Source organism: Pseudomonas fluorescens (assembly GCF_900215245.1).
In the GTDB taxonomy this organism is placed as follows: domain Bacteria; phylum Pseudomonadota; class Gammaproteobacteria; order Pseudomonadales; family Pseudomonadaceae; genus Aquipseudomonas; species Aquipseudomonas fluorescens.
This window is the reverse complement of the sequence record NZ_LT907842.1, coordinates 243,707-268,642: the sequence shown is the minus strand read 5'-3', so window position 1 is coordinate 268,642 and position 24,936 is coordinate 243,707. Positions and strand designations below refer to the sequence as shown.

Annotated in this window: 26 protein-coding genes; 15 read left to right on the top strand and 11 right to left on the bottom strand. The window is 61.5% G+C overall.

Annotated features, from left to right (window positions below; genetic code table 11):
• The first annotated feature begins 2 nt into the window (after window positions 1-2).
• The 13 genes from CPH89_RS01250 (at window position 3) to yegS (ending at window position 10,962) form a co-directional block, all read left to right on the top strand.
• Window positions 3-791, top strand: coding sequence for a protein phosphatase CheZ (locus CPH89_RS01250; protein ID WP_053257287.1), 789 nt, complete (start codon window positions 3-5; stop codon window positions 789-791).
• Between the two features lie 11 nt (window positions 792-802).
• A complete protein-coding gene (locus CPH89_RS01245) occupies window positions 803-3,064 on the top strand; it encodes a chemotaxis protein CheA (RefSeq protein ID WP_053257286.1) in 2,262 nt (753 codons plus the stop codon).
• A 47-nt stretch (window positions 3,065-3,111) separates the two neighbouring features.
• Entirely contained in the window at window positions 3,112-4,242 is a 1,131-nt protein-coding gene (locus tag CPH89_RS01240; RefSeq protein WP_053257285.1) for a protein-glutamate methylesterase/protein-glutamine glutaminase, read from the top strand.
• A complete protein-coding gene (locus tag CPH89_RS01235) occupies window positions 4,242-4,982 on the top strand; it encodes a flagellar motor protein (protein ID WP_053257284.1) in 741 nt (246 codons plus the stop codon). Before CPH89_RS01240 ends, CPH89_RS01235 begins: the two co-directional genes overlap by 1 nt.
• Window positions 4,983-4,997: 15 nt before the next feature.
• Window positions 4,998-5,885: a flagellar motor protein MotD gene (motD, locus tag CPH89_RS01230; protein ID WP_053258022.1), complete on the top strand. Its 888-nt coding sequence runs from the start codon at window positions 4,998-5,000 to the stop codon at window positions 5,883-5,885.
• A gap of 51 nt (window positions 5,886-5,936) precedes the next feature.
• On the top strand, window positions 5,937-6,725 hold the full coding sequence (locus tag CPH89_RS01225) for a ParA family protein (RefSeq protein ID WP_053257283.1): 789 nt from the start codon (window positions 5,937-5,939) through the stop codon (window positions 6,723-6,725).
• A complete protein-coding gene (locus CPH89_RS01220; protein ID WP_053257282.1) occupies window positions 6,725-7,540 on the top strand; it encodes a CheW domain-containing protein in 816 nt (271 codons plus the stop codon). The genes CPH89_RS01225 and CPH89_RS01220 overlap by 1 nt, the downstream gene beginning before the upstream one ends.
• 80 nt (window positions 7,541-7,620) lie before the next feature.
• Window positions 7,621-8,103, top strand: coding sequence for a chemotaxis protein CheW (locus CPH89_RS01215; protein ID WP_010564003.1), 483 nt, complete (start codon window positions 7,621-7,623; stop codon window positions 8,101-8,103).
• On the top strand, window positions 8,104-8,496 hold the full coding sequence (locus CPH89_RS01210; protein WP_053257281.1) for a DUF2802 domain-containing protein: 393 nt from the start codon (window positions 8,104-8,106) through the stop codon (window positions 8,494-8,496).
• Window positions 8,497-8,752: 256 nt separating this feature from the next.
• A complete protein-coding gene (locus CPH89_RS01205; protein WP_081006392.1) occupies window positions 8,753-9,022 on the top strand; it encodes a hypothetical protein in 270 nt (89 codons plus the stop codon).
• 23 nt (window positions 9,023-9,045) lie between these two features.
• Window positions 9,046-9,372 carry a hypothetical protein gene (locus CPH89_RS01200; protein ID WP_053257280.1) on the top strand — a complete coding sequence of 109 codons (327 nt, stop codon included), beginning with the start codon at window positions 9,046-9,048 and terminating at the stop codon, window positions 9,370-9,372.
• 32 nt (window positions 9,373-9,404) lie between these two features.
• A complete protein-coding gene (locus CPH89_RS01195; RefSeq protein WP_053258021.1) occupies window positions 9,405-9,950 on the top strand; it encodes a hypothetical protein in 546 nt (181 codons plus the stop codon).
• A gap of 91 nt (window positions 9,951-10,041) precedes the next feature.
• Window positions 10,042-10,962 (top strand): lipid kinase YegS, encoded by a 921-nt coding sequence (gene yegS / locus CPH89_RS01190; RefSeq protein ID WP_053257279.1) that lies wholly within the window; start codon window positions 10,042-10,044, stop codon window positions 10,960-10,962.
• On the opposite strand, the gene CPH89_RS01185 is transcribed toward yegS, so the two are convergent.
• The 3 genes from CPH89_RS01185 to CPH89_RS01175 form a co-directional block, all read right to left on the bottom strand.
• Window positions 10,921-11,580: a response regulator transcription factor gene (locus CPH89_RS01185; RefSeq protein WP_053257278.1), complete on the bottom strand. Its 660-nt coding sequence runs from the start codon at window positions 11,578-11,580 to the stop codon at window positions 10,921-10,923. The genes yegS and CPH89_RS01185 overlap by 42 nt on opposite strands.
• On the bottom strand, window positions 11,577-12,470 hold the full coding sequence (locus tag CPH89_RS01180; RefSeq protein WP_053257277.1) for a sensor histidine kinase: 894 nt from the start codon (window positions 12,468-12,470) through the stop codon (window positions 11,577-11,579). The genes CPH89_RS01185 and CPH89_RS01180 overlap by 4 nt, the downstream gene beginning before the upstream one ends.
• A gap of 383 nt (window positions 12,471-12,853) precedes the next feature.
• Window positions 12,854-13,303, bottom strand: a complete 450-nt coding sequence (locus CPH89_RS01175) for a hypothetical protein (protein WP_172900433.1) — start codon at window positions 13,301-13,303, stop codon at window positions 12,854-12,856.
• A 533-nt stretch (window positions 13,304-13,836) separates the two neighbouring features.
• Here CPH89_RS01175 and CPH89_RS01170 point away from each other — a divergent pair.
• A complete protein-coding gene (locus CPH89_RS01170) occupies window positions 13,837-14,772 on the top strand; it encodes a chemotaxis protein CheV (protein WP_053257276.1) in 936 nt (311 codons plus the stop codon).
• Window positions 14,773-14,809: 37 nt separating this feature from the next.
• Window positions 14,810-15,616, top strand: a complete 807-nt coding sequence (locus CPH89_RS01165; RefSeq protein WP_053257275.1) for an MOSC domain-containing protein — start codon at window positions 14,810-14,812, stop codon at window positions 15,614-15,616.
• 64 nt (window positions 15,617-15,680) lie between these two features.
• Here the strand turns inward: CPH89_RS01165 and ppnP are convergent, their stop codons facing one another.
• The 8 genes from ppnP to CPH89_RS01125 form a co-directional block, all read right to left on the bottom strand.
• A complete protein-coding gene (ppnP, locus tag CPH89_RS01160; RefSeq protein WP_027603886.1) occupies window positions 15,681-15,965 on the bottom strand; it encodes a pyrimidine/purine nucleoside phosphorylase in 285 nt (94 codons plus the stop codon).
• Between the two features lie 65 nt (window positions 15,966-16,030).
• Entirely contained in the window at window positions 16,031-16,573 is a 543-nt protein-coding gene (locus tag CPH89_RS01155; protein WP_053257274.1) for a 3'-5' exonuclease, read from the bottom strand.
• A 91-nt stretch (window positions 16,574-16,664) separates the two neighbouring features.
• On the bottom strand, window positions 16,665-18,587 hold the full coding sequence (locus tag CPH89_RS01150) for an acetyl/propionyl/methylcrotonyl-CoA carboxylase subunit alpha (protein ID WP_053257273.1): 1,923 nt from the start codon (window positions 18,585-18,587) through the stop codon (window positions 16,665-16,667).
• Between the two features lie 109 nt (window positions 18,588-18,696).
• Window positions 18,697-19,464: an enoyl-CoA hydratase/isomerase family protein gene (locus CPH89_RS01145; protein ID WP_053257272.1), complete on the bottom strand. Its 768-nt coding sequence runs from the start codon at window positions 19,462-19,464 to the stop codon at window positions 18,697-18,699.
• Window positions 19,461-20,618: a citronellyl-CoA dehydrogenase gene (atuD, locus tag CPH89_RS01140; protein WP_053257271.1), complete on the bottom strand. Its 1,158-nt coding sequence runs from the start codon at window positions 20,616-20,618 to the stop codon at window positions 19,461-19,463. Before atuD ends, CPH89_RS01145 begins: the two co-directional genes overlap by 4 nt.
• Before the next feature lie 16 nt (window positions 20,619-20,634).
• Complete coding sequence (atuC, locus tag CPH89_RS01135; protein ID WP_053257270.1) at window positions 20,635-22,251, bottom strand: geranyl-CoA carboxylase subunit beta; 1,617 nt, start codon at window positions 22,249-22,251, stop codon at window positions 20,635-20,637.
• A 3-nt stretch (window positions 22,252-22,254) separates the two neighbouring features.
• The gene (locus CPH89_RS01130) at window positions 22,255-23,127 is read right to left on the bottom strand and encodes an SDR family oxidoreductase (RefSeq protein ID WP_053257269.1); all 873 of its coding nucleotides are present in this window, start codon (window positions 23,125-23,127) and stop codon (window positions 22,255-22,257) included.
• A gap of 12 nt (window positions 23,128-23,139) precedes the next feature.
• Window positions 23,140-24,918 (bottom strand): acyclic terpene utilization AtuA family protein, encoded by a 1,779-nt coding sequence (locus CPH89_RS01125; protein ID WP_053257268.1) that lies wholly within the window; start codon window positions 24,916-24,918, stop codon window positions 23,140-23,142.
• Window positions 24,919-24,936 lie beyond the last annotated feature (18 nt).

Here is a 24,936-nt window from a genome sequence, read left to right as displayed (position 1 = left end):
CTATGGAGCATAAAGAATCATCGCAGGCTGACTTTGAGTCGACCCTGAAAAAGCATGCTCACCAGTTGGTCGAAAGCCTTGAAAGAGGCCAGTTCGGCGACGCGGTGCAGTTGATCCATGAGCTTAACCAGACCCGTGACCGCGGCCTGTACCAGGAAGTGGGCAAGCTCACACGCGAGCTGCACAGTGCAATCGTCAATTTTCAGATTGACCCGCACATGCCCCAGGCCGAAGAAATCTCGCAAATCACCGATGCCACCGAACGCCTGTCCTATGTGGTCAGGCTGACTGAGGCGGCGGCCAACCGCACCATGGACCTGGTGGAAAACGCCACGCCCCTGGTCAATGGCATGGCGACCGAAGCGCAGGCCCTCAGCGTTGACTGGGGCCGTTTCATGCGTCGGGAAGTGGGGGCTGAGGAGTTTCGTGAGTTGGCGCGGCGCGTCGACGCTTTTCTGTCGCGCAGCGACGAGGAAAACCGCACGGTTGCCAGCAACCTCAATGACATTCTGCTGGCCCAGGATTACCAGGACCTCACCGGTCAGGTGATCAAGCGCGTGACCCAATTGGTCACCGAAGTGGAAAGCAACTTGCTCAAATTGGTGCTCATGGCTGGCCAAGTTGATCGTTTTGCCGGCATCGAACATGACCGCGAAGCGATCCTCTCGGAAAAAGATCCACAAAAACATCTCGCCAAGGGTGAAGGTCCGCAGATTCATGCCGATAAACGTGAAGACGTTATGTCAGGTCAGGATGACGTAGATGACCTGTTATCCAGTTTAGGCTTCTAAGGAGCACCCACATGAGCTTCGGCGCCGATGAAGAAATCCTTCAGGATTTCCTTGTAGAGGCCGGCGAAATTTTAGAGCAACTGTCCGAACAACTGGTCGAGCTGGAAAGCCGCCCGGATGATGCGAACCTGCTCAATGCAATTTTTCGCGGTTTTCACACTGTAAAAGGGGGCGCCGGCTTCCTCCAGCTCCATGAGCTGGTGGAGTGCTGTCACATCGCCGAGAACGTATTCGACATCCTGCGCAAGGGTGAGCGGCACGTCGACTCGGAACTGATGGACGTGATTCTCGAAGCACTGGATGCGGTCAACGGCATGTTCAGTGAAGTGCGCGAACGTGCACCGATCACCGCCGCCACGCCGGAACTGCTGGCCGCCCTGGCGCGCCTGGCAGAACCTGCCGACACCTCGGTTGCGCCGGTGGTGGAAGCAGCGCCTGTGGCCGAACCGGAACCGGAAGCGGACGTGACGGACAGCGAGTTCGAGCAGTTGCTCAACTCCCTCAGTGCGGTGAAGGCTGAAGCTGAAGCCCCCCAAGCAGTCGCGCCGCCTGCAACGCCGACCAGCGAAGACATTACCGACGCTGAATTCGAGTCCCTGCTCGACCAGTTGCATGGCAAAGGCCAGTTCGCTGCCGATGCCGTGGCACCTGCGGCTACGCCGCAGGCTCCGGCTGCCAGCGCCAGCACCGACATTACCGACGACGAATTCGAGGCATTGCTCGACCAGTTGCATGGCAAAGGCACCTTTGCGGCCGAAGCTTTGCCGGAAGTCGCGGCCACGGCCACGGCCACGGCCACGGCCTCGGCGGCCGCTGCCGTGCCTGCCACGCCTGCCACACCTGCCGCCGCCAGCGCAGAACCTGCCGCTGACGGGCTGATTTCCGATCACGAATTCGAAGCCTTGTTGGACGAATTGCACGGCAAGGGCAAGTTCTCCGAAGTGCCCCCGGCTGCTGCGGCGACCGCCACCCCAGTGGCGGCCAAACCTGCGCCTGCCAAACCTGCCGCACCGGCGGCCGCCAAACCTGCTCCAGCGCCTGCAGCCGCCCCGGCGCCTGCACGTGCCGCAGCGGCACCGGTGGCCGAGAAACCGGCCAGTGAAGCCGAAACCACCGTGCGCGTGGATACCGCGCGCCTGGACGACATCATGAACATGGTCGGCGAACTGGTACTGGTGCGTAACCGCCTGGTGCGCCTGGGCCTGAACAGCGGCGATGAGGCCATGCAGAAGGCCGTGTCGAACCTCGACGTGGTCACTGCCGACTTGCAGACCGCAGTGATGAAAACGCGGATGCAGCCGATCAAGAAAGTCTTCGGCCGCTTCCCGCGCCTGGTTCGCGACCTGGCTCGCCAGCTCAAGAAAGAAATCAACCTGGAACTGGTGGGTGAAGAAACCGACCTCGACAAAAACCTTGTCGAGGCCCTGGCCGACCCGCTGGTCCACTTGGTGCGCAACGCTGTCGACCACGGCGTCGAAACCCCGGAAGAGCGCGAAGCCTCGGGCAAGTCCCGCAACGGCAAGGTGATTCTGGCGGCGGAGCAAGAAGGCGACCACATCCTGCTGTCGATTACCGATGACGGCAAAGGCATGGACCCGGCGATTCTGCGCAATATCGCCGTCAAACGTGGCGTGATGGACAAGGACGCCGCCGACCGCCTGACCGACACCGAGTGCTACAACCTGATCTTCGCCCCGGGCTTCTCGACCAAGACCGAGATTTCCGACGTGTCCGGGCGTGGCGTCGGCATGGACGTGGTGAAGACCAAGATCAGCCAGCTCAACGGCTCGATCAATATCTACTCGACCAAGGGCCAGGGCTCCAAGATCGTCATCAAGGTGCCGTTGACCTTGGCGATCATGCCGACCCTGATGGTGATGCTGGGCAACCAGGCGTTCGCTTTCCCGCTGGTCAACGTCAACGAAATCTTCCACCTCGACCTGTCGCGCACCAACGTGGTGGACGGCCAGGAAGTGGTGATCGTACGCGACAAGGCGTTGCCACTGTTCTACCTCAAGCGCTGGCTGGTGGCATCGGCCAAGCATGAAGAGCAGCGCGAAGGCCATGTGGTGATTCTCTCCGTGGGCACCCAGCGAATCGGCTTTGTCGTCGATCAACTGGTCGGCCAGGAAGAAGTGGTCATCAAGCCTTTGGGCAAAATGCTGCAGGGAACCCCGGGCATGTCGGGTGCGACCATCACCGGTGACGGTCGGATCGCGCTGATTCTCGATGTTCCGAGCATGCTCAAGCGTTACGCCGCACGGCGTATTTGATTCTGGCGGGGCAGGGCGGTTTGCCCGCCCCGCCTAACGGAGTGTTTATGGCAGTCAAGGTCCTGGTGGTGGACGATTCGGGTTTCTTCCGCCGCCGCGTCTCGGAAATTCTTTCCGCCGATCCAACCATCCAGGTGGTCGGCACGGCCACCAACGGCAAAGAGGCGATTGATCAGGCCATTGCGTTGAAACCGGACGTGATCACCATGGACTACGAGATGCCGATGATGGATGGCATCACGGCTGTTCGGCACATCATGCAGCGCTGCCCCACCCCGGTGTTGATGTTCTCCTCACTGACTCATGAAGGCGCCCGGGTCACCCTGGATGCGCTGGACGCCGGTGCGGTGGACTTCCTGCCGAAGAATTTCGAAGACATCTCGCGCAACCCCGAGAAGGTCAAACAGATGCTGTGCGAAAAGGTGCACAGCATTTCGCGCAGTAACCGCCGCAGCCTGTTCAGCGCGCCCACGCCTGCACCGGTTGTGGCGCCGGCGGCGTCCACTGCGCCGACGTCGTCGTTTGCGCGCCCGGCGCCTGCGCCAGTGGCACGCCCTGCAGTGGCGCCGGTGCGTGCTGCGGCGCCGAGTGCGCATTCACCGGCGCCCAAGCGCAAGGCCTACAAGCTGGTGGCCATCGGCACATCCACCGGCGGCCCGGTGGCGTTGCAGCGGGTGTTGACCCAGTTGCCGGCGAATTTTCCGGCGCCGATCGTGTTGATCCAGCATATGCCGGCGGCCTTCACCAAGGCTTTCGCCGAGCGCCTGGACAAACTGTGCCGCATCACCGTCAAGGAAGCCGAGGACGGTGACATCCTGCGTCCCGGCCTGGCATTGCTGGCCCCGGGCGGCAAGCAGATGATGGTTGATGGCCGTGGCGCGATCAAAATCCTGCCGGGTGACGAGCGCCTGAATTACAAACCATGTGTGGACATCACCTTCGGTTCGGCGGCCAAGTCCTACGGCGACAAAGTTCTGGCGGTGGTGCTTACCGGCATGGGCGCCGACGGCCGTGAAGGTGCGCGCCTGCTCAAGCAGGGCGGCAGTGCGATCTGGGCCCAGGACGAGGCCAGCTGCGTGATCTATGGCATGCCCATGGCGATCGTCAAAGCGGACCTGGCCGACGCCGTGTATAGCCTGGACGATATCGGCAAGCATCTGGTGGAGGCCTGCCTCTGATGGATGTATTGAGCCTGATTGGCATCATCATGGCATTTGTCGCAATTATCGGCGGCAACTACCTCGAAGGCGGCCACTTAGGCGCCTTGGCCAACGGCCCGGCTGCACTGATCGTGATTGGCGGCACGGTGGGCGCTGCGTTGTTGCAGTCGCCCATGAGTTCGTTCAAGCGTGCGATGCAAATCCTGATCTGGATTATTTTCCCGCCGCGCGTTGACCTGCCCGGTGGTATCGACCGTGTGGTCAACTGGAGCCTCACCGCCCGCAAGGAAGGCCTGCTGGGCCTGGAAGGCGTGGCCGATGCCGAGCCCGACAGCTACGCGCGCAAGGGCCTGCAATTGCTGGTGGATGGCGCTGAGCCGGAAGCGATTCGCAGCATCCTGGAGGTGGATTTTCTGACCCAGGAAAGCCGCGACATCAACGCCGCCAAAGTCTTTGAAAGCATGGGCGGCTATGCGCCGACCATCGGTATCATCGGTGCGGTGATGGGCCTGATCCATGTAATGGGCAACCTGGCCGACCCGTCGCAGTTGGGCAGCGGCATTGCCGTGGCGTTTGTGGCTACCATCTATGGTGTGGCGAGTGCCAACCTGGTGTTGTTGCCGGTGGCGAGCAAGCTCAAGTCGATTGCCATGCGCCAGTCGCGTTACCGCGAGATGTTGCTTGAAGGTCTGTTGTCGATTGCCGAGGGTGAAAACCCGCGCTCCATCGAATTGAAGCTCCAGGGCTTTATGGACTGATGGGAGGTAGTGAGTGTGAGCCGTCGCCGTCGCGAGCCTGAAGAACACGTCAATCATGAACGCTGGCTGGTGTCCTACGCGGACTTCATCACCTTGTTGTTCGCGTTTTTCGTGGTGATGTATTCCATCTCGTCGATCAACGAAGGCAAGTACAAAGTCATTTCCCAGGCCCTGATCGGCGTGTTCAACGACGCCGACCGTGCCCTGAAACCGATTCCGATTGGCGAAGAGCGGCCCAAGACCGTGACCCCGGCCAAGCCGCTGGTCAACGACAGCGATGAAACCGCCGCCGGCATTGGTGGCACCAGTGACCCGCTGAAAAGTATTGCCGATGACATCAGCGCTGCCTTTGGCGACCTGATCAAATCCAACCAGATGACCGTGCGCGGCAACGAGTTATGGGTCGAAATCGAGCTGAACTCCAGCCTGCTGTTCGCCAGCGCCGACGCATTGCCGAGCGACCAGGCGTTCACCATCATCGACAAGGTCGCGGCGATCCTCAAACCGTTTGAAAACCCGATTCACGTCGAAGGCTTTACCGACAACTTCCCGATCAGCACCGCGCAGTACCCGACCAACTGGGAACTGTCGTCGGCCCGGGCGTCGAGCATCGTGCGGATGCTCGCGATGCAGGGCATAAACCCTGGGCGCCTGGCGTCGGTGGGCTATGGTGAATTCCAGCCGGTGGCCAATAACGCCACCGCCGAAGGCCGGGCGCGCAACCGTCGCGTGGTGCTGGTGGTGTCGCGCAACCTGGATGTACGCCGCAGCCTGACCGGCACCGGTACTGCCAATGCAACTCCGGATGCGGCCTTGAAGCGGGCTGGCACACAAACTGCACCGCCAACCGTTAAGCCGCCGGTTCGTCAGAGCGCCGTCAATTCTCCGTCGCCGGCTCAATAATTTTATGCAATGTCTCGGTCGCGCCATCGCCTGCCGGGAGGAACCAACCGAATGAGAGTCTGGGCAGTTGCCAATCAAAAAGGTGGAGTCGGCAAGACGACCACCTCCATCGCCTTAGCCGGTTTGCTGGCCGAGGCGGGCAAGCGTGTGGTCGTGGTTGACCTGGACCCCCATGGTTCCATGACCAGCTATTTCGGCTACGATCCGGACGCGCTGGAACACAGCTGCTACGACCTGTTCCTGCACAAGGGCAGCGTGCCGAGCGATTTGCCCGGGCAACTGTTGCTGCCCACCAGTAACGAAAGCATCTCGCTGCTGCCGTCGAGCACCGCCCTGGCCACCCTTGAGCGCCAGTCGCCGGGGCAGAGCGGCTTGGGCCTGGTGATCGCCAAGACACTGGCGCAGCTGTGGCAAGACTTCGATTACGCGATCATCGACAGCCCGCCGCTGCTGGGTGTGCTAATGGTCAATGCGTTGGCCGCCAGCCAGCAGTTGGTGATCCCTGTGCAAACCGAGCATCTGGCGGTCAAAGGCCTGGAGCGCATGGTCAGCACCCTGGCGATGATCAACCGTTCGCGCAAACAGGCGCTGCCATACAGCATCGTGCCGACCTTGTTCGACCGGCGCACCCAGGCGTCCCTTGGCACTTTGCGTGTGTTGCGTGACGCTTACCCGGACACCATTTGGCAAGGCTACATTCCAGTCGACACGCGCCTGCGTGACGCGAGCCGTGCAGGCCTGACGCCTTCGCAGTTCGACGGCAAAAGCCGTGGCGTGCTGGCCTACCGCGCATTGCTCAAGCATCTGCTGTCGCAGCAGCTTGTGGCGCAGGTGGCGTGATGAACCGTCCTGTCAAACTCAAGACCCGGCCGCAACTGGCACTTGAATCCTACCTGGATGCCCTGCTGCAGGATGCGACCGAGGAGGCGCTGCCGGAACCGATTCTGGTCCTTGAACCGGCCGTAGAAGCAGAAAGCACGCTGGATGAATTCCAACTGGCGGTGCTCGAAGAGCAGGCGCGTGATGCCCATGTTGTGGTCGCCCCGGTTGTCGTGCCGCTGGAGCCGGTCGCACCAGCAGTGGTCGCTCCCGCGGTGGTGGCGCCGGTGGTGGTCGAGCCGGTGGTGGAAGTCCACCTGCCGCCGAGCATCACGCCGCCGCCGGTGACCGGTGATGATCGCCCGTCATGGGCCGCCGAGCCGTTCGAATGTTTGCTGTTCGACGTCGCCGGGTTGACGCTCGCGGTGCCACTGGTGTGCCTGGGTTCGATCTATTCTCTTGAGGGCCAGGAGCTGACACCGCTGTTCGGGCAACCGGAGTGGTTCCTGGGCATTCTGCCCAGTCAGGCCGGCAACCTTAAGGTGCTGGACACCGCGCGCTGGGTGATGCCCGACCGCTACCGCGATGACTTCCGCCAGGGTTTGCAGTACGTGATCTCGGTGCAGGGCTACGAGTGGGGGCTGGCGGTGCATCAAGTCAGCCGCTCATTGCGCCTGGACCCGAACGAAATCAAATGGCGCAGCCACCGAGGCCAGCGGCCTTGGTTGGCGGGCACCGTAATTGAGCACATGTGCGCGTTGCTCGACGTCGCCGAACTGGCCGAGTTGATCGCCAGTGGCGCCGTCAAGACGATGCCGCAGAACAAACGCAGTTGATTGAACAATAAGGTCCGCATGCAAGTGCGGTCAGCGAAGCACACACGCCGTGTACAACGGCATTTGAAGGGGTCAGGGGTATGAACAAGTCAGCGTCCGCACAAGGTTTGGATGATCCGATCCTGCAATGGGTTACCTTCAAACTGGACAACGAGTCCTATGGCATCAACGTAATGCGCGTGCAAGAAGTGCTGCGCTACACCGAAATCGCGCCGGTACCGGGTGCGCCAAGCTACGTGCTGGGCATCATCAACCTGCGCGGCAACGTGGTGACCGTGATCGACACCCGCCAGCGTTTTGGCCTGGTGCCGACCGAAGTCAACGACAACACCCGTATCGTCATCATCGAAGCCGACAAGCAAGTGGTCGGGATCATGGTCGACAGCGTGGCCGAAGTGGTTTACCTGCGCCAATCGGAAGTGGAAACCGCGCCGAACGTGGGTAACGAGGAATCGGCCAAGTTCATCCAGGGCGTGTGCAACAAGAACGGCGAACTGCTGATTCTGGTTGAGCTGGACAAGATGATGAGCGAAGAAGAATGGTCGGAACTGGAGAGCATCTGATTGTTCCTTGAGGCGGCGGTGATTGTCCTGGCCCTGTTGTGGGCCGGGACGTTGGCGTTCCTGCTGCGCTACATGCGCCAGCAACGCGAATTGGCCCTGCAACAGGCCGAGCGCGACGGCGTGCGTGACCGGCGCATTCTCGACCTGGTCAAGCGCGTCGATCACTTCCAGCAGAGTGCGGTGCGGGTTGGGGACGAGGTGCATGAACTGCGCGCGATCCTCGGGCCGTTGCCGGACAAGCTGGCGCAGATCGAACAGCGCGACCCGTCGAGCCTGTCATTTGCCCAAGCGGCAAAACTGGTGGGCATGGGGGCGACAGTGGATGAACTCACGCAGTCGTGTGGGTTGACCCAGGCTGAGGCGCAGTTGATGAGTAAGTTGCACAAGAGCTGACGTAGGTTGCTGCAGCTGTCGGACGTTGCTGGCTGACTTTGCGGTGGCCAGCGCCCACCGTTGATCGAGACGTTGTGGGTCGTGTCACACGTGCCCAGCAGAGTCAGGGCACTTTCTCGTCTTTGTGGTGACCAATCCTGCACCTGTAGGACGTTTCACTCACAAGGATGAATCATGTCTTTCCAAACGCTCATTGGATTAACACCGTCTGGTTTGCGCCCCCCATGCGTCGTGGCCTGGGTCCTTATCAGCGCTTCTGCGCTCAGCGCCTGTACCCCCCTTTCAACCGCCGCCGCCAGACTTCTCGAGATGGTACAAGTCCGGTGTGTCCCTTGACGGCGTAAAAACCGCCATGCGTGCCTGCGGGTACGACAACCTGGACGGCGGGGGAGACCGATCGCCTGTCGATATCAGGCTGACGCGCTTCTACTGCATGAAGGACGGGGGCTTCAAACGCAAAGACAAACTCGACCCATGCAAGGCCGGACGCATCAGTGAATCACCGGTGTGCGAAGGCCGCCGTTAATGCTTAATCAACAGGAAACAGACATGAACACCACACGCAATGGAATGTACGGCGCCGCTTTAGTATTGGCAGCGGCCGGCTTGGGCGGTTGCGCTTCGGCGATGACCGAGACCGGCGAGCCCGGGGTGAAGATGGGGGACAGCTACGCACAGGTGCTCGCGGTGGTGAGCCGCAATAACACCGTGATCAAGCAGGTCGACGGCGAGGGCTTTCGCGCGGAAGGCTACTCGGCGACGTTCAAGGATTGCCGCATCAAGTATTTCATCTTCCAGGGCGCCGATGGTTTGCAGCGCGTTAAGTACGATCCGGCGCCGCTGTTGTCGGTAAAGCAGAATTGCCGCCAGCCGTAACGGCCGTTTCTTTCCTTGCGAGTTGAATGCTGATGAGTGTGTTGCGTGGTGTACCCGTGGCGTTGTTGGTGCTGCTGACCGGGTGCGGTCAGGTGGCGAACATCCGTTCCCTGTCCACCGGCTATATCGCGCCGAATTCCGGCGAGACCGCCCGCGTGCGGTTGATTACCGACGGCCTGGTGCGCGCAGTGCCGGGGCGTGATTGCCTGGACTGGAATGTGCCGGGTGCCGGGGTGATGGCGTCGACCAAGTCCGGCTTCCCCGACCACAATGGCGAAAGCCTGAACATGCCCGGACCGGTGTATACCTGGAACGGTGCGGTGACCACGGAGTTGGTGGTGCCCGCGAACCAACCGATCGCGCTGCATTACCTGGGGCGATTGCAGTATTCCCGGCAATGTTTCAGCAGCATGACCTTTGTACCTCGACCCGGCGTGGACTACATGGTGCAGGCGACCCTGTATGCGAACTGTTCAATCCAGTTGCATGAGCTGTCTGCAGACGGCAAGCAATGGAATGCCGCAGAACCTGAGCCCAAGGGCAAGGTATCGATGTGCAACGCGATGGATAACTTCTAGGCAGCCAATAAATTTGCGTCGCCGATGGCTTTTTTCTCGTCGGCAAAGGTCAACATCCTTCAAGCACCTTTAAACCCAGGAGATCCACCCCATGACCACCCACAAGGCATTGCTGATTCTGCACGGCAAGCAAGCCCTCAACGAGGATGTGCGCGCTGCCGTGCAGGCTCGGCGCGAACAGGGCTGGGAGCTGGCGGTGCGGGTCACGTGGGAGGGCGGCGACGCCCAGCGCCTGGTCAATGAGGCCTTGGCCGACGGCTATACCCACCTGATTGCCGGTGGCGGCGATGGCACCTTGCGCGATGTCGCCGAGGCGATGGCGCAGGCCAAGACCGATGCCAGCCTGGTGTTGATGCCGCTGGGCACCGCCAATGATTTCGCGCGCGCCGCCGGGGTGCCGTTGGATCCTGCCCGCGCACTCGCCCTGCTGGATGTGCCGCCAACGGCCATCGACCTTGGGCAGGCCGGCGGGCAAATATTCCTCAACATGGCCACTGGCGGTTTTGGCAGCCAGGTCACCGCCAACACCTCCGAAGACTTGAAAAAAGTGCTCGGCGGCGCGGCCTACCTGTTCACCGGCCTGACGCGTTTCAGCGAATTGAAGGCCGCTTATGGCGAGTTGGAAGGGCCTGACTTTCACTGGAAGGGCGACCTGCTCGCGCTGGGTATCGGCAACGGACGCCAGGCGGGCGGTGGGCATGTGTTGTGCCCTGACGCATTGGCCGATGACGGCTTGCTGGATATCAGCATTCTGCCGGCGCCCCAGGAGGTGGTCGGCACGCTGCTCACCCTGATGAGCGACGGTTGGGGGCTGGACAATATGTTTGTGCGGGCGCGCCTGCCGTGGGTCGAGATCAAGGTGGCCGAAGGGTTGTACATCAACCTGGATGGTGAGCCGTTGAAAGGTGACGACTTGCGCTTCAGTGCTTTGCCCAAAGCCCTGCGCGTGCACCTGCCGCTGGGCTCGCCGTTAGTCGTCGAGGCTGATGATCTGCTCGCGAACGGCGAATAACACCAGGCCCGCCACATCGAATATCTGCAGGCGCTTCATGATCTGCGAACGATGCGCTTCCACGGTCTTAATGCTCAAGCCCAGGCCTTGAGCGATTTCCCGGGTGGATTTGCCACGCACGATCAAGCGCAGGATCTCCAGCTGGCGTGCGGTGAGGTTGTGAGTGTCGGCGACGGCGCCGACGGGGCCCTGGCTGCGGATCAGCGCCTGATTGATCACCGTGTGGGCAATGGCGGGGCTCAGGTAGCGCTCGTTGTTGCGCAAGGCCATCAGGGCGTGTTCCAGCTCGTTGGCCGTGGTGTCCTTGAGCAGGTAGCCATGGGCGCCGGACTCCAGCGCGCGCATGATCAGCTCCGGATCGGTGTGCATCGACAGGATCAGCACTTTGCTTTTGGGGTAGGTCGCCTTGAGTTGCTGTAACGCATCCAGGCCACCGGTGTATTTCATCGACAGGTCCAGCAGCACGATATCCGGTTGCAGGGCGCTGAATTTCTCCAGCAACTGCGCGCCATCGCTGGCTTCGCCGACTACCGTATAGCCGGGCATATCCTGGATCAGCGCGCGTACGCCGGCCCGAATCAGTGCGTGGTCATCCACCAGGAGTAAAGTGCAAGTCACTCGATAACCTTAGGGGGCCTGGCCCGATCGAGGGCGCGGGGCGCCCAGGGGAAGAGCGCCTCGATCCGCGTTCCTTTACCGGGCTGGCTGCTGACCGTCAGAGCGCCCCCCAGTTGATCGATTCGCTCGGACATGCCCGCCATGCCGCGTTGGCCTTCCCGGCCTGGGTTGATGGCGGGCGAAAAGCCCAGGCCGTCATCGCAGATCATCAGCGACAGGCCTTCGGGCAAGCGTTGCAGGCGTACCAGCAAATTGTGCGCCTGGGCATGGCGCAGCATATTGGTGACTGCTTCCTGGGTAATGCGAAACGCCGCCACGGCCATTTCTTCCGGGATACCGGTCAGCCGTTGCTGGCATTCAAGGCTCCAGTGGATCGAGGTGTTTTCCAGGGTCTTGAGCAAGTGCGCGCGCAGGCTCGCCTCCAACCCCAGGCTGGCCAGCTGCCGAGGGTTGAGGATGGCGGACACGTCGCGCACTTTGGCCAGGGTTTCATTCAAGGTGTTGCACAGCACGGTGCATTGGCTTTGCAGGTCGTCCGGCAGACGCCGCTTGAGCCATTCGCTTTGCAGTTTGGCGGCGGTCAGCAACTGACCGATATCGTCATGCAGTTCGCGGCTGAGGCGGTGACGTTCGTTTTCCTGGACCTGCAGCAGGCGGTCAGCCAATTCCTGTGGCTGGAATTTTATCGATTTGCGCGAGCGCCACTGCTGTAAGCCCACCACCGCCAGCGTGGCCAGGTTGAGCCACAAAATCAGTAACGGCAACGGCGCGGAGCGGCTATAGGCCCACAGGTTGACCAGCAGTGAGCAAAGGCACAGGGCGAGGACCAAGCGACGTGTATTGCTGCGGGACACGGACCTTGCGATGAGTGACTTTAGGCTGGCGTACATAGCGGATGGAGCCAATGAAGGTTCGCTGCGGGAAGACCGGTCATGGCGGCTGACAGGGCTCTATGTGGAATACGGTGCAGAAACGTTTTTTTATACATGATGAAGTTGAGTCACTTCGAGCGGGGCATAGTACCACCACTATTACCGTTGGTCGCCTGGCGCCTTACGCTGGCGGGTTTAATCACCGGCCAAATGCCCTGCGCTGTGGCCCTATAGTTCAAAGGCCCCCAAGGTTAAAAAGAGAGAGTTATATAAATCAAGTTGGCGGGTATCGTTATTGCCTTGATGGCTAATTGATATGTTTTTGCCCGCGCGCGATTATCGACCGCTAAGAGAACGGTCGTTTTTAGATAACTTGGCGACAAATACGACCTGATCAGCGCTTAAGACGCGTGATGCGCACGCTGCTGCGGTTTATTTGCGAAGTCTTTTTGGGGGATTTGCAAGGTGACCGTCGCAATCAGCGTGGTTTGTTCGCTCTCATCCAAGGCGAGTTCGCCGGTGCGGGAATCGATCAACTCCAGTTGCCACGCCAGCAGTGTCAGGCAGTCATGCAGGGCGTCCAGCGCCTGGTCATGCAATTCCATCGGGCTCGCGGCATTGGCGATCAGGTATTGAATATGCCGGGAGAATTCGCTGATCGCCTGCAGGGCCAGGCCTTCGGCTTTTTCAGCCAGGTTGGCCAGGCTGGTTTTCATGCAGTCGATGGCGTCGCTGTCGTTGCGAATCAGATGCAGGTGGTTCAAGCACTCTTGCGATTTTTCCAAGAGTATTTCGGCTTCGAGCAGAAATTCGGGAAGTGCGGTTTGCCATTCGTTTGCATTATTCATCATGCAAGTCTCCGCAACATAAGGTCGGGTGATGAGATGCAGCACCGGGTGAATGGCGTAAAACTACCGCTGAAATATGACTGAGATCTGTAGCCCGCTTCCGAAATTTCAGTAGGACGGTTATTTGAATGATCGCGATAGCTGTAGAAAGCCCTCGTCATTCGGGCCGCTTGCACAACTTTGGTTGCCGCCACGTATACGTCTGGAAGACCCGTGGGCCGAGGGCTTGGTATGGCAAACAAAAGCCTGACTCCATTCATGCAATGAGAATGGCGTCACATTAATGGCTATTAGATATCGCGAATATCAGGTTGGGCCTGATTGTGTATAGGGGAATCCCTTACACAGCGGAACCTCGCGTCGATTTGAATGTCGCGCGACGTTGCTGTACTGCCGTTTGGAGAGGCCGTTGCAGTAAACCATGATGTCAGTGTGACATCAATTAATTTACGTGGCATTTTACAAGGGTCAAGGTCTGGCGCTTGCCGCCGATAACACGCTTAGTGAACTGCACAATCCCACATCAGGAGCTTTCAATGGCCGGCATTCTCGACACCGTAGATCAACGCACGCAACTGGTGGGTGAGAATCGCCTGGAGATTCTCATGTTTCGCCTGGCCGGACGACAGCTGTTCGCGATCAACGTGTTTAAGGTGCAGGAAGTCCTGCAGTTGCCCAAGTTGACCCTGATGCCCCAGCGCCATCCGTTTGTGTGCGGTGTGGTCAACCTGCGCGGCCAGACCCTGCCGGTGATTGACCTGTCCCAGGCCATCGGCATGCGCCCGTTGGTGCCGGGGCCCAACAGCACGATTATCGTTACCGAGTACAACCGCTCGGTGCAGGCCTTCCTGGTGGGCGGCGTGGACCGCATCGTCAACATGAACTGGGAAGCCATCCTGCCACCACCGACCAGCGCCGGGCGCCAGCATTACCTCACGGCCATCAGCAAAGTCGATGACCAGTTGGTGGAAATCATCGACGTGGAAAAAGTCCTCGCCGAAATCGTGCCCTATAACGCCAAAGTCTCCCGCGAAAAACTCGAAGACCCGGTGCTGGAACGCGCCCGTGGCCGCGAAGTACTGCTGGTGGACGACTCCAATGTGGCCCTCTCGCAACTGCGCGACACCCTCGGGCAACTGGGCGTGAAGATGCATATCGCCAGTGACGGCCTCAAGGCACTGAACATGCTCAAGGCCTGGGCCGACAGCGGCCAGGTGATGACCGACAAGTTGCTGATGATCTTCACCGACGCCGAAATGCCCGAGATGGACGGCTACCGCCTGACCACCGAAATCCGCAACGACCCGCGCCTGCGTGGGCTTTACGTGGTGCTGCACACCTCGTTGTCGGGCAGCTTCAACGACTCGATGGTGAAGAAGGTCGGTTGCGATAACTTCCTGTCCAAATTCCAACCGGACAAGCTGGTGGATGTGGTGCGCCAGCGACTGATGCTGGACGAAGCGCACGCATGACCTTAGGGTGACGCTTTGCCCCTCAGGAATGCAGGCCATGCTTCGTCTCAGCGCGCTCTACCGTTATCCCTTGAAGTCCGGCAAGGCCGAAACCTTGCAACACATCGGCCTGGATAAACTCGGGCTGGCCGGCGATCGACGCTGGATGCTGGTGGACGAAGCCAGCGGGCGGTTTCTCACGCAGCGGGCGGTGGCGAAGATGAGCCAGTTGTCGGCGTTGTGGAACAGTGCCGGCGGCCTGACCCTGAGTTCACCCGGTTTGGCGCCGCTGGAAGTGGCCCTGCCGAGCAGCGAGGCTGAATTGCGCGGCGTGACCATCTGGCGCGACACCTTGCGCGTGCCGGATGCGGGCACGGCGGCGGCGGCCTGGGTCAGCGACTTTATCGGCAAGCCGACGCGCTTGGTGCAAGTGCCGGTGGAGCGCGCGCGCACCACTCAAGACGGCTACGGCAAGGCTGACGACAAAGTGGGATTCGCCGATGGCTTCCCGCTGCTGTTGATCGGCCAAGCCTCCCTGGATGACTTGTCCCAGCGCATCGGCCGCCCCATGGAGATGCTGCGGTTTCGCCCCAACCTGGTGATAGAAGGCAGCGAGGCCTTCGCCGAAGATGGTTGGAAGCGCGTGCGCATCGGCGATGTAGAGTTTCGCGTGGTCAAATCGTGCTCACGCTGCATCCTCACCACCATTGACCCCTCCAGCGGCGAGCGCAGTGCCGACCGCGAACCGTTGACCACGCTCAAGACCTACCGCGAGCAGGACGGCGATGTGATGTTTGGCCAGAACCTGGTCAACGACGGCCCGGGACACCTGGAAGTGGGGATGCCGGTGACCATTCTCGAGTAAGTCGTTCACCCATAAAAAATGCCCGTCTCCTGCGAGACGGGCATTTTTTTGTCCGGGCGAACGCTTAGCCGCGGTATTCGCACAGGTAAGCCGTGTCTACTGCGACCTTCAGCTGGAACTTGCTGTTGGCCGGTACGTTGAACTGGCTGCCGGCGGCGAAGGTTTCCCAGTCGTTGGCGTCAGGCAGTTTGACGCTCAAGGCGCCGGAGACCACGTGCATGATTTCACGCTGGGCGGTGCCGAATTCGTATTCACCCGGGGCCATCACGCCGATGGTCGCCGGACCTTCTGCGGTGCCGAAAGCGATCGACTTGACGGTGCCGTCGAAGTATTCGTTGACTTTGAACATGGGGGAATCCTCGGAAGAAAGGGTCTGGAAAGGTTGGCCAGTATGCCCAAGGCCACGGGAGCTGCCTAGACCGGCAAAATCAACGGCAGCAAGCGGGCGGTGTTGCGCGCATCTTCCAGCGCCCGATGTTGCTGGCCATTGAACTGCATCCCCGCCAATTGCAGCGCGCCGTTGAGCCCCAGCGGCTTGTCCAGGCGCCGGGCCTTGGCGAAGCGCTGCTTGAGGTTCACATGTGGCGTCTGGGCAAGCGCGCTGGTCAGGCCATGGCGTTGCCATTCGAGCTCAAGCTGTGCGCGATCGTAGTCACCCCAGCTGGCCCAGCCTTCCAGGCGTGAGTGATGCTGGCCCAGCCAGCGCTCGAACAGCGGCCATACCTCGGTGATCGGCGCAGCAGCGTCGATGTTGGCCTGGGTGATGTGGGTGAGTTGGCGGCAGAAAGGCGTCAGCAATGGACGACGCAGCGGCCGCACAAAGCGCTGAAAGTGATCCAGCTCGCGGCCCTGGCGGTTAACCAGGCTTGCGCCGATCTCGATGACTTCCATCTCCGTCACGGGCCAGCCGCCTTCATCCGTTGTGGCTTCCAGGTCAATAATCAGCCAATGAGGCATCGCGCAGGTTCCCGTACTCTTCCTTTCCTGATGGGGATAGAGCGTAGCGCGACTGTGTAGTTCCGCGCTGTTTTTTCCTGCACGCCGAGCCTTATTCGATCTCCAGCAAAACCTGGCGATTACGCACCTGGTCACCCGCAACCACTTGCACGCCTTTGATCACACCGGCGATGCCGGCGGTCAGTGGGTGCTCCATTTTCATCGCTTCCAGCACCAACAGCAGTTGGCCTTTGGTGACGGCTTCACCCACGCAGACCCGGATGTCGACAATCGCGCCGTCCATCGGCGCCTTGACGATGCCGGTACTGGCGTCCGCCTGACGGCTGGCGACTTGTTGAGTGCGGTTAATGACCTTCAAGCCGGGCAGCCAGAGCTGGGTGTCATCGAGGTGATAGGCCATGCGACGACGAACACCGTTGATCACCAGGGTGGCCCAGCGGCCGTCGGTGCTCAGGTGGCTGATGTCGATACCGTTGGCTTGCAGGCGATGGTTCTCCAGCACGCTGACGGTGATGTCGCGGACCTCATCGTTGATGTCCAGGCGATAGGTCCAGGGCACGCTGGCATTGTTGCGCCATCCCGATAGATCCTGACGATGGGTGTTGGCATTGGCTTGATAAAACAGTGCGGCCGCCAGGGCGACCTGCTCATGCGTCGCCGGCTGGCGGTGAATTGCATTGAAATGCTCGGCGATAAAACCGGTGCTGAAATCGCCGGCGATAAACTCGGGTTGCTTGAGCAGGTCCACCAGCAGTTGCTGATTGGTGGTCAGGCCCAGCAGGACAGTGTCCTCCACCGCCCGCAGCAGTTTGCGTCGGGCTTCTTCGCGAGTGGCCCCATGGGCGATGAATTTGCCCAGCATCGCGTCATAGAACGGGCTGATGCGTTGGCCTTCCAGTACGCCATGGTCAATTCGCACACCGGCGCCGGGTTCCCAGCGCAGCACATTGCCGGTTTGCGGCAGAAAGCCCTGGGCCGGGTCCTCGGCGTACAGGCGCACTTCCATCGCATGGCCGGTCAGGGTCACGTCGGCCTGTGTCAATGGCAGCGGCTCACCGGCGGCAACTTTCAGTTGCCAGTCCACCAGGTCCAGGCCCGTGACCTGTTCGGTGACCGGGTGCTCCACTTGCAGGCGGGTGTTCATTTCCAGGAAATAGAAGTGGCCCGTGCGGTCGAGCAGGAACTCCACGGTGCCGGCCCCCACGTAATTGACGGCGCGCCCGGCCTTCAGCGCCGCTTCGCCCATGGCCTGGCGCAACTGGGGTGTCATCACCGGGCAGGGCGCCTCTTCGATGACTTTTTGGTGGCGGCGCTGAATCGAACAGTCGCGTTCGCCCAAGTAGATGAGGTGGCCATGACTGTCGCCGAACAGTTGGATTTCCACGTGGCGCGGGTCGAGCAGGGCTTGTTCAAGGATCAGTTCGTCGCTGCCGAAGGCGTTCAGGGATTCAGAGCGTGCGGTGCGCAGTTGCTCCAGCAATTGAGTGCTGTCGTGCACCAGGCGCATGCCGCGCCCGCCGCCGCCGGCGCTGGCTTTGATCATCAGCGGGTAGCCGATGCGGTTGGCTTCCTGCTGCAAGGTGGCGTCGTCTTGTCGGTCGCCCTGGTAGCCGGCGATGCAGGGGACGCCGGCGTCGAGCATGGCGAGTTTGGACAGGCGTTTGCTGCCCATCAGTTCGATGGCCTCAGCGCTTGGGCCAATAAATGTCAGCCCGGCGTCTGAGCAGGCGTTGGCGAATTGGGCATTTTCGGAGAGGAAGCCGTAGCCAGGGTGCACGGCGTCGGCCCCGGTTTTACGCGCAGCCTCGAGGATGGCCGGGATGTTCAGGTAAGACTGATTGACCGGAGCGGGGCCGATATTCACCGCTTCGTCAGCCATTTGGACATGCAGGGCCTGGGTGTCGGCGTCACTGTAGACGGCAACGGTGCGGTAGCCCAAGGCGTGGGCCGTGCGCTGGATACGGCAAGCGATTTCACCGCGGTTGGCGATCAGGATTTTGCTGAAATGGGGCATTGGATTATCCCTGGGTAATCGGGTGTTTATTCTGGCTTCTTCGCGAGCAAGCCTGCTCCCACCTTTGAAATGCCATCCAAAGGTGGGAGCAGGCTTGCTCGCGAAGGCGTCATCGGGACCACCCCGGCTTACGCTTCTGCACAAAAGCCTGGGTGCCCTCTATTCCTTCTACACCCGTCACCGCCTCGGCAAACCACTCGGCAGCCTGATCCAGTAGCGGTCCGATGGGTTGCTCTGCGCTGGCCAGCAACAGCGCTTTGGTCCGGCCATTCGCCCCCGGCGCGCACTGCAGCACGTGCCCCAACACATCGTCCAAGCGTTCCGCCAGGGCCTGAGGGTCGGCCTCCACAAAATGCACCACCCCCAACCGATGGGCTTCAACCCCGTCGAACCGCGCCGCGGTCAGTGCCAGCCGTCGCGCCTGGGTCAGGCCGATACGCTTGACCACAAAGGGCGCGATCTGCGCCGGCAACAAGCCCAGGCTGGTTTCCGGCAAGCCGAACTGCGCCTGATGGTCGGCCAGCGCAATATCACTGACACAGGCCAGCCCAAACCCACCGCCGAGCACCGCACCTTGCAACACCACAATCACCACTTGCGGCACCGCTTCCACCTCCTGCAGCAATGTGCCGAACGCGCGGTTCAGCGCCTGCAGTTGCGCCTTGCCGCCCGCGTTGACCATGTCCTTCACATCCGCCCCTGCGCAGAAGTGCCCGTCCGCACCGCTGATCACCAGCGCACGCACCTGGCTGTCCAATTGCGCCAGTACCGCACGCAGTTCATTGACCATTTCCAGGCTCATCGCATTGCGATTGGCCGGGCGGTTGAGGGTGATGTGCAGCACGCCGTTATGCGGTTCGAGCAGCAGGGTGTTCATGCTTTTTTCCCGGGCAGGGTGCCCATCAGTTTGCAGATGATGCCCAGCATGATTTCGTCGGCGCCGCCGCCAATCGACACCAGGCGCACGTCGCGATACGCACGGGCTACCGGGTTGTCCCACATAAAGCCCATGCCGCCCCAGTATTGCAGGCAGCTGTCGCTGACTTCACGGCCCAGGCGCCCGGCCTTGAGCTTGGCCATCGACGCCAGGCGGGTCACGTCCTGGCCTTTGATGTATTGCTCGGTGGCCTGGTAGACGAGTGCGCGCAGGCATTCGATTTCGGTGGCTAATTCAGCCAGGCGAAAATGAATCACCTGGTTGTCGATCAGGGCCTTGCCGAAGGTCTGCCGTTCCTTGCAGTAGTCGATGGTGCTGTCGATGCAGTATTCCAGGCCCTTGATCATGTTGGCGGCGCCAAACAGGCGTTCTTCCTGGAACTGCAGCATTTGCATCATGAACCCCGCGCCTTCGTGGCCGATGCGGTTGCGCTGCGGGACGCGCACGCCATCGAAGAACACCTGGGCGGTTTCGGAGCTGTGCATGCCGAGCTTTTCCAGGGGCGGGCTGACACTGATCCCCGGCGTGTTCATCGGCACCATGATCAGCGACTTGTTCATGTGCGGCTTGTCGTCGGAGGTGTTAGCCAGCAGGCAAATAAAATCGGCGCTGGGCGAGTTGGTGATCCACATTTTGCTGCCGTTGATCACGTAGTCGCCGCCGTCTTTGCGCGCATGGGTTTTCAGCCCGGCCACGTCGGAGCCGGCGCCGGTTTCCGAGACGCCGATGCAGCCCACTTGCTCGCCGCTGATGGCCGGGCGCAGGAATTCGTCGCGTAACGCATCGGAGCCGAAGCGGGCGAGGGCGGGGGTGCACATGTCGGTCTGCACGCCGATGGACATGGGGATGCCACCGCAACGAATGGTGCCGAACTCTTCGGCGGCGACGATGGAGTAGCTGTAGTCCAGGCCCATGCCGCCGAATTTTTCCGGCTTGCAAATGCCCAGCAAGCCGAGGTCGCCAGCCTTGCGGAAGATCTCGTGGATAGGGAAGCGTCCGGCTTTTTCCCATTCGTCCACGTGCGGGTTGATCTCGCGGTCGACGAAGGCGCGGACGGTACGGCGCAGTTCCTGATGTTCCTGGGTAAAGATCATTGTTCTTGTTCTCCTGTTAGAAACGCGCCACACCGAAGCTGTTGGGCTGCAACTGCCGCACCTCGGCCTCATGGCAGAGGTCCAGCAGAAACCCCAGCAGCGTGCGGGTATCCCGTGGGTCAATCAGCCCGTCGTCCCACAGGTTGGCGCTGCCATACAGTGCCGTGGACTGGCTGTCGAGTTTCTGCGCAGTCACCTGCTCCAGCATGTCCAGCACCTTGGGGTCGGGCACCAAACCGTCTTTGAGTTGCTTGGCCTCGGTGACGATGCGCAGCACTTTGCCCGCCTGCGCACCGCCCATCACCGCCGTGCGGCTGTTGGGCCAGGCGAAGATAAACCGTGGGTCCATGCCTCGGCCGCACATCGCGTAGTTGCCGGCGCCGTAGGAGCCGCCCACCACCACGGTCAGTTTCGGCACGCGGGCATTCGCCACGGCCTGGATCATTTTCGCGCCGTGCTTGATCACGCCTTGTTGCTCCGACTCCGTGCCCACCATGAACCCGGTGGTGTTGTGCAGGAACAGCAGCGGCGTGCGGCTCTGGTCGCACAGTTGGATAAATTGCGCGGCCTTGCTGGCGCCCTTGGGCGTGATGGGGCCGTTATTGCCGATCACGCCGACAGCGCGGCCCTGGATGTGCAAATGGCCGCAGACCGTGTGCGCATCGAACTCACCCTTGAATTCGAGGAAGGTGGAACCGTCCGCCAGGCGCGCGAGGATTTCGCGCACGTCATAGGGTTTTTTCGGATCATCGGGCACCAGCCCCAACAGCTCCTCGATGGGGTGCAGCGGTTCGGTATAAGGCCGTTTTGGCGTAAGCCCCCGGCGCTCGTCCCACGGCAACAGGCTGACGATTTCGCGCACGATGCGCACGCCATCGGCATCGTTTTCCGCCAGGTATTCGGCAGTGCCGGCGGTTTGCGCGTGCATCTCGGCGCCACCCAGTTCCTCATCGGTTGCCACTTCGCCGGTCGCCGCTTTGAGCAGTGGCGGCCCGGCAAGGAACAGTTTGGCCTTGCCGCGCACCACCACCACGTAATCCGACAGCCCCGGTTGATACGCGCCGCCCGCCGTGGCCGAGCCGTGCACCACGGTGATCTGCGGCAACCCCATGGCTGACATGCGCGCCTGGTTGGCGAAGCTGCGTGCGCCTTCGACGAAAATCTCCGCCGCATAGTTGAGGTTGGCGCCGCCGCTTTCGGCGAGGGTCACCACCGGCAGTTTGTTTTCCATCGCGATCTGTTGCAGGCGCAGGGATTTTTTCAGGCCGGCGGGGGAAATGGTGCCGCCCTTGATCGCGCTGTTATTGGCCACCACCAGCACGCGCACGCCGCTGACGTAGCCGATGCCGGCGATCAAGCCGCCGCCGGCCGCGCTGCCGTCTTTGTCGTCGTGGAGTTTGTAACCCGCCAGGCTGGCCAATTCCAGAAACGGCGCACCGGGGTCGAGTAGCAGGTTGAGCCGTTCGCGGGGCAGCAGTTGGCCGCGTTTGTCGAACTTGGGCTTGGCTTCCTGTGCCTTGCTCAGCAGGTTGTGTTCCAGTTGGCGCAATTGTGCGATGGCGGCCAACATGGCTTCGCGGTTTTGCGCGAACTGTGGGCTGTGGCTGTCGATCTGCGTTTCAATGAGCGGCATAGGTTATTGCTCCGCCTTGAGCACATCCGGCAGGTAGGCGCGGTGGAAACCATTGAAGGGTTCGCTCGGTGGTTGCGCCTTGGGCAGCGGCCAGGCCCGGCTGCCCAGGCTGGCAGCGCCATCGATGCGCAGGGTGCTGCCGCTGATGAACGCCGCCGCGGGGCTGAGCAGAAACACAATGGCCGCGCTGACTTCCGATTCGGTGCCGATCCGCTTGAGCGGCACGTGTTCACGCAGGGTCGGGATCACCGCCTTGAACGCGCCGTCGTAAGTGTCCATGCCGCTGGAGGCAATCCACCCCGGCGCCACGGCGTTGACTCGCACACCGGCATAACCCCATTCAAAGGCGGCGGTCTTGGTGAAGTTGTCCATGCCCGACCGCGCCGCGCCGGAGTGGCCCATGCCGGGCATGCCGCCCCACATGTCGGCGAGCATGTTGACGATCGCTCCACCGTGCTTGTTCATGGACTGGTTGAACACTTCCCGCGCCATCAGGAAACCGCCGACCAGGTTAGTGCGCAGTACGGTTTCAAAGCCCTTTTGGTTGATCGAGGCCAGTGGCGACGGGTATTGACCGCCAGCGTTATTCACCAGGCCATGGAGCGGGCCATGGTCATCAATGAGCTGCGTCACCAGTGCCTTCACCGCGTCTTCCTCGCGAATATCGCAGGCCTGCCAATGGGCAGTGCCGCCGTCTTCGCAAATTTCGGCAGCCACCTTCGAAAGCTTGTCCGGCTTGCGCCCCACCAGGATGACCCGAGCGCCAAGGGCGGCGAGTTCATGGGCGGTGCAACGGCCGATACCACTGCCGCCACCGGTAACAATCACGGTTTGCCCCTGGAACAGGTCGGCTTTGAAGATCGAATCGAAGGCCACGGCGACAGTCCTTTAGGTGAGTTGATCGGCGATGTGTTGCGGCACGGCAATGGGGATTTCCAGCAGTTGCTGGGCGAAGGCTTTGCCTTGGGGGTCGATGCGCAGGCTGGCGATGCCGCCGCCGCCCAACGCGTTTTCCAGCAGAAAATTCAGGCTGTGGCTGCCAGGCAAGTACCAGCGTTCGACGCGGCCGTGCAGCGGGTCGAGCACGTGGTTCATCCAGTCGACGACCACTGCCGGGGTCAGCGCTTCGGCGATCCACGGCAGGTAATCGGGATGGCGGGCAATGACGCCGATATTGCTGTGGTTACCCTTGTCGCCGGAGCGCGCCACGGCGAGTTTGACCAACGGCACGCTGGCATCCGCACGGCCTTGGGGCTTGGGTGGCTCGACCGTAGCAGTCGGGGTGAGTAGATGCGCAGTCAAAGGCAGCTCAATGGCATGGCGCTGGCCCTGGAACTCGATCAGCGGTTCACAGGATGATTTATCGATAAGGAATGAAAACAGCCGAATCAGTGGGTACACGGTGGGTCGCCCGCCGACAATCCCGGTCAACCCCGGCGCCATGCCGGTGGCGGCCTGGGCGATCTCGCGGGCAAACAGCAGCAGCGCCTGCTTGCTCGGGTGGCGCACGGCCAGTTTCACCACCACTTCGCGGCAGTCGTGACGCTGGGCATGGGCGCCGTAGGTGGCTTCGCTGCCGAGCAATTCGATATTGACCTCAGTGTAGGGCGCCCAGCCACGTTGGCTGAACAGCTCCGACGTTTTATTGATGATCGCCTGGCTGACCCGCTCGGCCTTGGCCACGGCGTCGATGCCGGCGATCAGGCAACTGGCGGTGCAGCGGAACCCGTCGGGGTAGGTGGCGCTGACCTTGTATTGGTCGGTAGGTGGCAAGCCCTTGGCGCCGTGCAGGCGAACTTGGTGTTTGCCTTGTTGTTGCAGTTTGACCTGGCTGAAATCGCAGATCACATCAGGCAGCAGGTAGGCGCGCGGGTCGCCGATCTCATACAGCAGCTGTTCGGCCACGCTGAGTTCGCTGATCAGCCCGCCGCTGCCGTCGACCTTGTTGACGGTGAATTGGCCGTCGGCGCTGACCTCAACGATGGGAAAGCCGATGTGCTCGTAGTCCGGCACGTCGCGCCAATCGGTGAAGTTACCGCCGGTGCACTGCGCGCCGCATTCGATGATGTGCCCGGCCAGTGCCGCCTGGGCCAGGCGGTCATAGTCCTGCCATGACCAATTGAATTCATGCACCAGCGCCGCACTGACCACGGCGCTGTCGACCACGCGGCCGGTGATGATGATATCGGCGCCCAGCTCAAGGGCTTTGGCAATCCCAGGCGCACCGAGGTAGGCATTGGCGGACACGCACAGCGGCGGCAGCGGCGCGCCGTTGAACATATCGGTAATGCCTGGCAGTTGTTTGAGTGTGGGTTGCAAATCGTCGCCCAGCAGGACGGCGATCTTCAGCGCAATGTTGGCCTTGTCACAGGCGGCTTGCAGTGCGGCGGCGCAAGCCTGGGGGTTAATGCCCCCGGCATTGCTGATCACGCGGATGCCCTGGCGCTGGAGGTCGCCCAGCAGCGGGGTGAGCACCTCGACGAAATCGGTGGCGTAGCCGGCCTGGGTGTCTTTCATTCGTGCGCCGGCAAGGATCGACATTGTGACTTCCGCCAAGTAGTCGAAGACCAGGTAATCCAGGGTGCCGCCGTGCACCAGCTGGGCGGCGGCGGTGCAGGTGTCGCCCCAGAAGGCGCTGGCACAGCCGATACGAACCGTCTTGCTCATGAGAAATCCTTCCTCGAA

Coding starts and splice junctions, on each gene's coding strand:
- yegS (WP_053257279.1), top strand. CDS start 10,042: ATGACCACCCACAAGGCATTGCTGATTCTGCACGGCAAGCAAGCCCTC.
- atuC (WP_053257270.1), bottom strand. CDS start 22,251: ATGCCGCTCATTGAAACGCAGATCGACAGCCACAGCCCACAGTTCGCG.
- CPH89_RS01225 (WP_053257283.1), top strand. CDS start 5,937: ATGAGAGTCTGGGCAGTTGCCAATCAAAAAGGTGGAGTCGGCAAGACG.
- ppnP (WP_027603886.1), bottom strand. CDS start 15,965: ATGTTCAAAGTCAACGAATACTTCGACGGCACCGTCAAGTCGATCGCT.
- CPH89_RS01155 (WP_053257274.1), bottom strand. CDS start 16,573: ATGCCTCATTGGCTGATTATTGACCTGGAAGCCACAACGGATGAAGGC.
- CPH89_RS01195 (WP_053258021.1), top strand. CDS start 9,405: ATGAGTGTGTTGCGTGGTGTACCCGTGGCGTTGTTGGTGCTGCTGACC.
- CPH89_RS01220 (WP_053257282.1), top strand. CDS start 6,725: ATGAACCGTCCTGTCAAACTCAAGACCCGGCCGCAACTGGCACTTGAA.
- CPH89_RS01235 (WP_053257284.1), top strand. CDS start 4,242: ATGGATGTATTGAGCCTGATTGGCATCATCATGGCATTTGTCGCAATT.
- CPH89_RS01215 (WP_010564003.1), top strand. CDS start 7,621: ATGAACAAGTCAGCGTCCGCACAAGGTTTGGATGATCCGATCCTGCAA.
- CPH89_RS01165 (WP_053257275.1), top strand. CDS start 14,810: ATGCTTCGTCTCAGCGCGCTCTACCGTTATCCCTTGAAGTCCGGCAAG.
- CPH89_RS01170 (WP_053257276.1), top strand. CDS start 13,837: ATGGCCGGCATTCTCGACACCGTAGATCAACGCACGCAACTGGTGGGT.
- CPH89_RS01240 (WP_053257285.1), top strand. CDS start 3,112: ATGGCAGTCAAGGTCCTGGTGGTGGACGATTCGGGTTTCTTCCGCCGC.
- CPH89_RS01150 (WP_053257273.1), bottom strand. CDS start 18,587: ATGCCCCATTTCAGCAAAATCCTGATCGCCAACCGCGGTGAAATCGCT.
- CPH89_RS01245 (WP_053257286.1), top strand. CDS start 803: ATGAGCTTCGGCGCCGATGAAGAAATCCTTCAGGATTTCCTTGTAGAG.
- CPH89_RS01250 (WP_053257287.1), top strand. CDS start 3: ATGGAGCATAAAGAATCATCGCAGGCTGACTTTGAGTCGACCCTGAAA.
- atuD (WP_053257271.1), bottom strand. CDS start 20,618: ATGATCTTTACCCAGGAACATCAGGAACTGCGCCGTACCGTCCGCGCC.
- CPH89_RS01125 (WP_053257268.1), bottom strand. CDS start 24,918: ATGAGCAAGACGGTTCGTATCGGCTGTGCCAGCGCCTTCTGGGGCGAC.
- CPH89_RS01145 (WP_053257272.1), bottom strand. CDS start 19,464: ATGAACACCCTGCTGCTCGAACCGCATAACGGCGTGCTGCACATCACC.
- CPH89_RS01200 (WP_053257280.1), top strand. CDS start 9,046: ATGAACACCACACGCAATGGAATGTACGGCGCCGCTTTAGTATTGGCA.
- CPH89_RS01175 (WP_172900433.1), bottom strand. CDS start 13,303: ATGATGAATAATGCAAACGAATGGCAAACCGCACTTCCCGAATTTCTG.
- CPH89_RS01180 (WP_053257277.1), bottom strand. CDS start 12,470: ATGTACGCCAGCCTAAAGTCACTCATCGCAAGGTCCGTGTCCCGCAGC.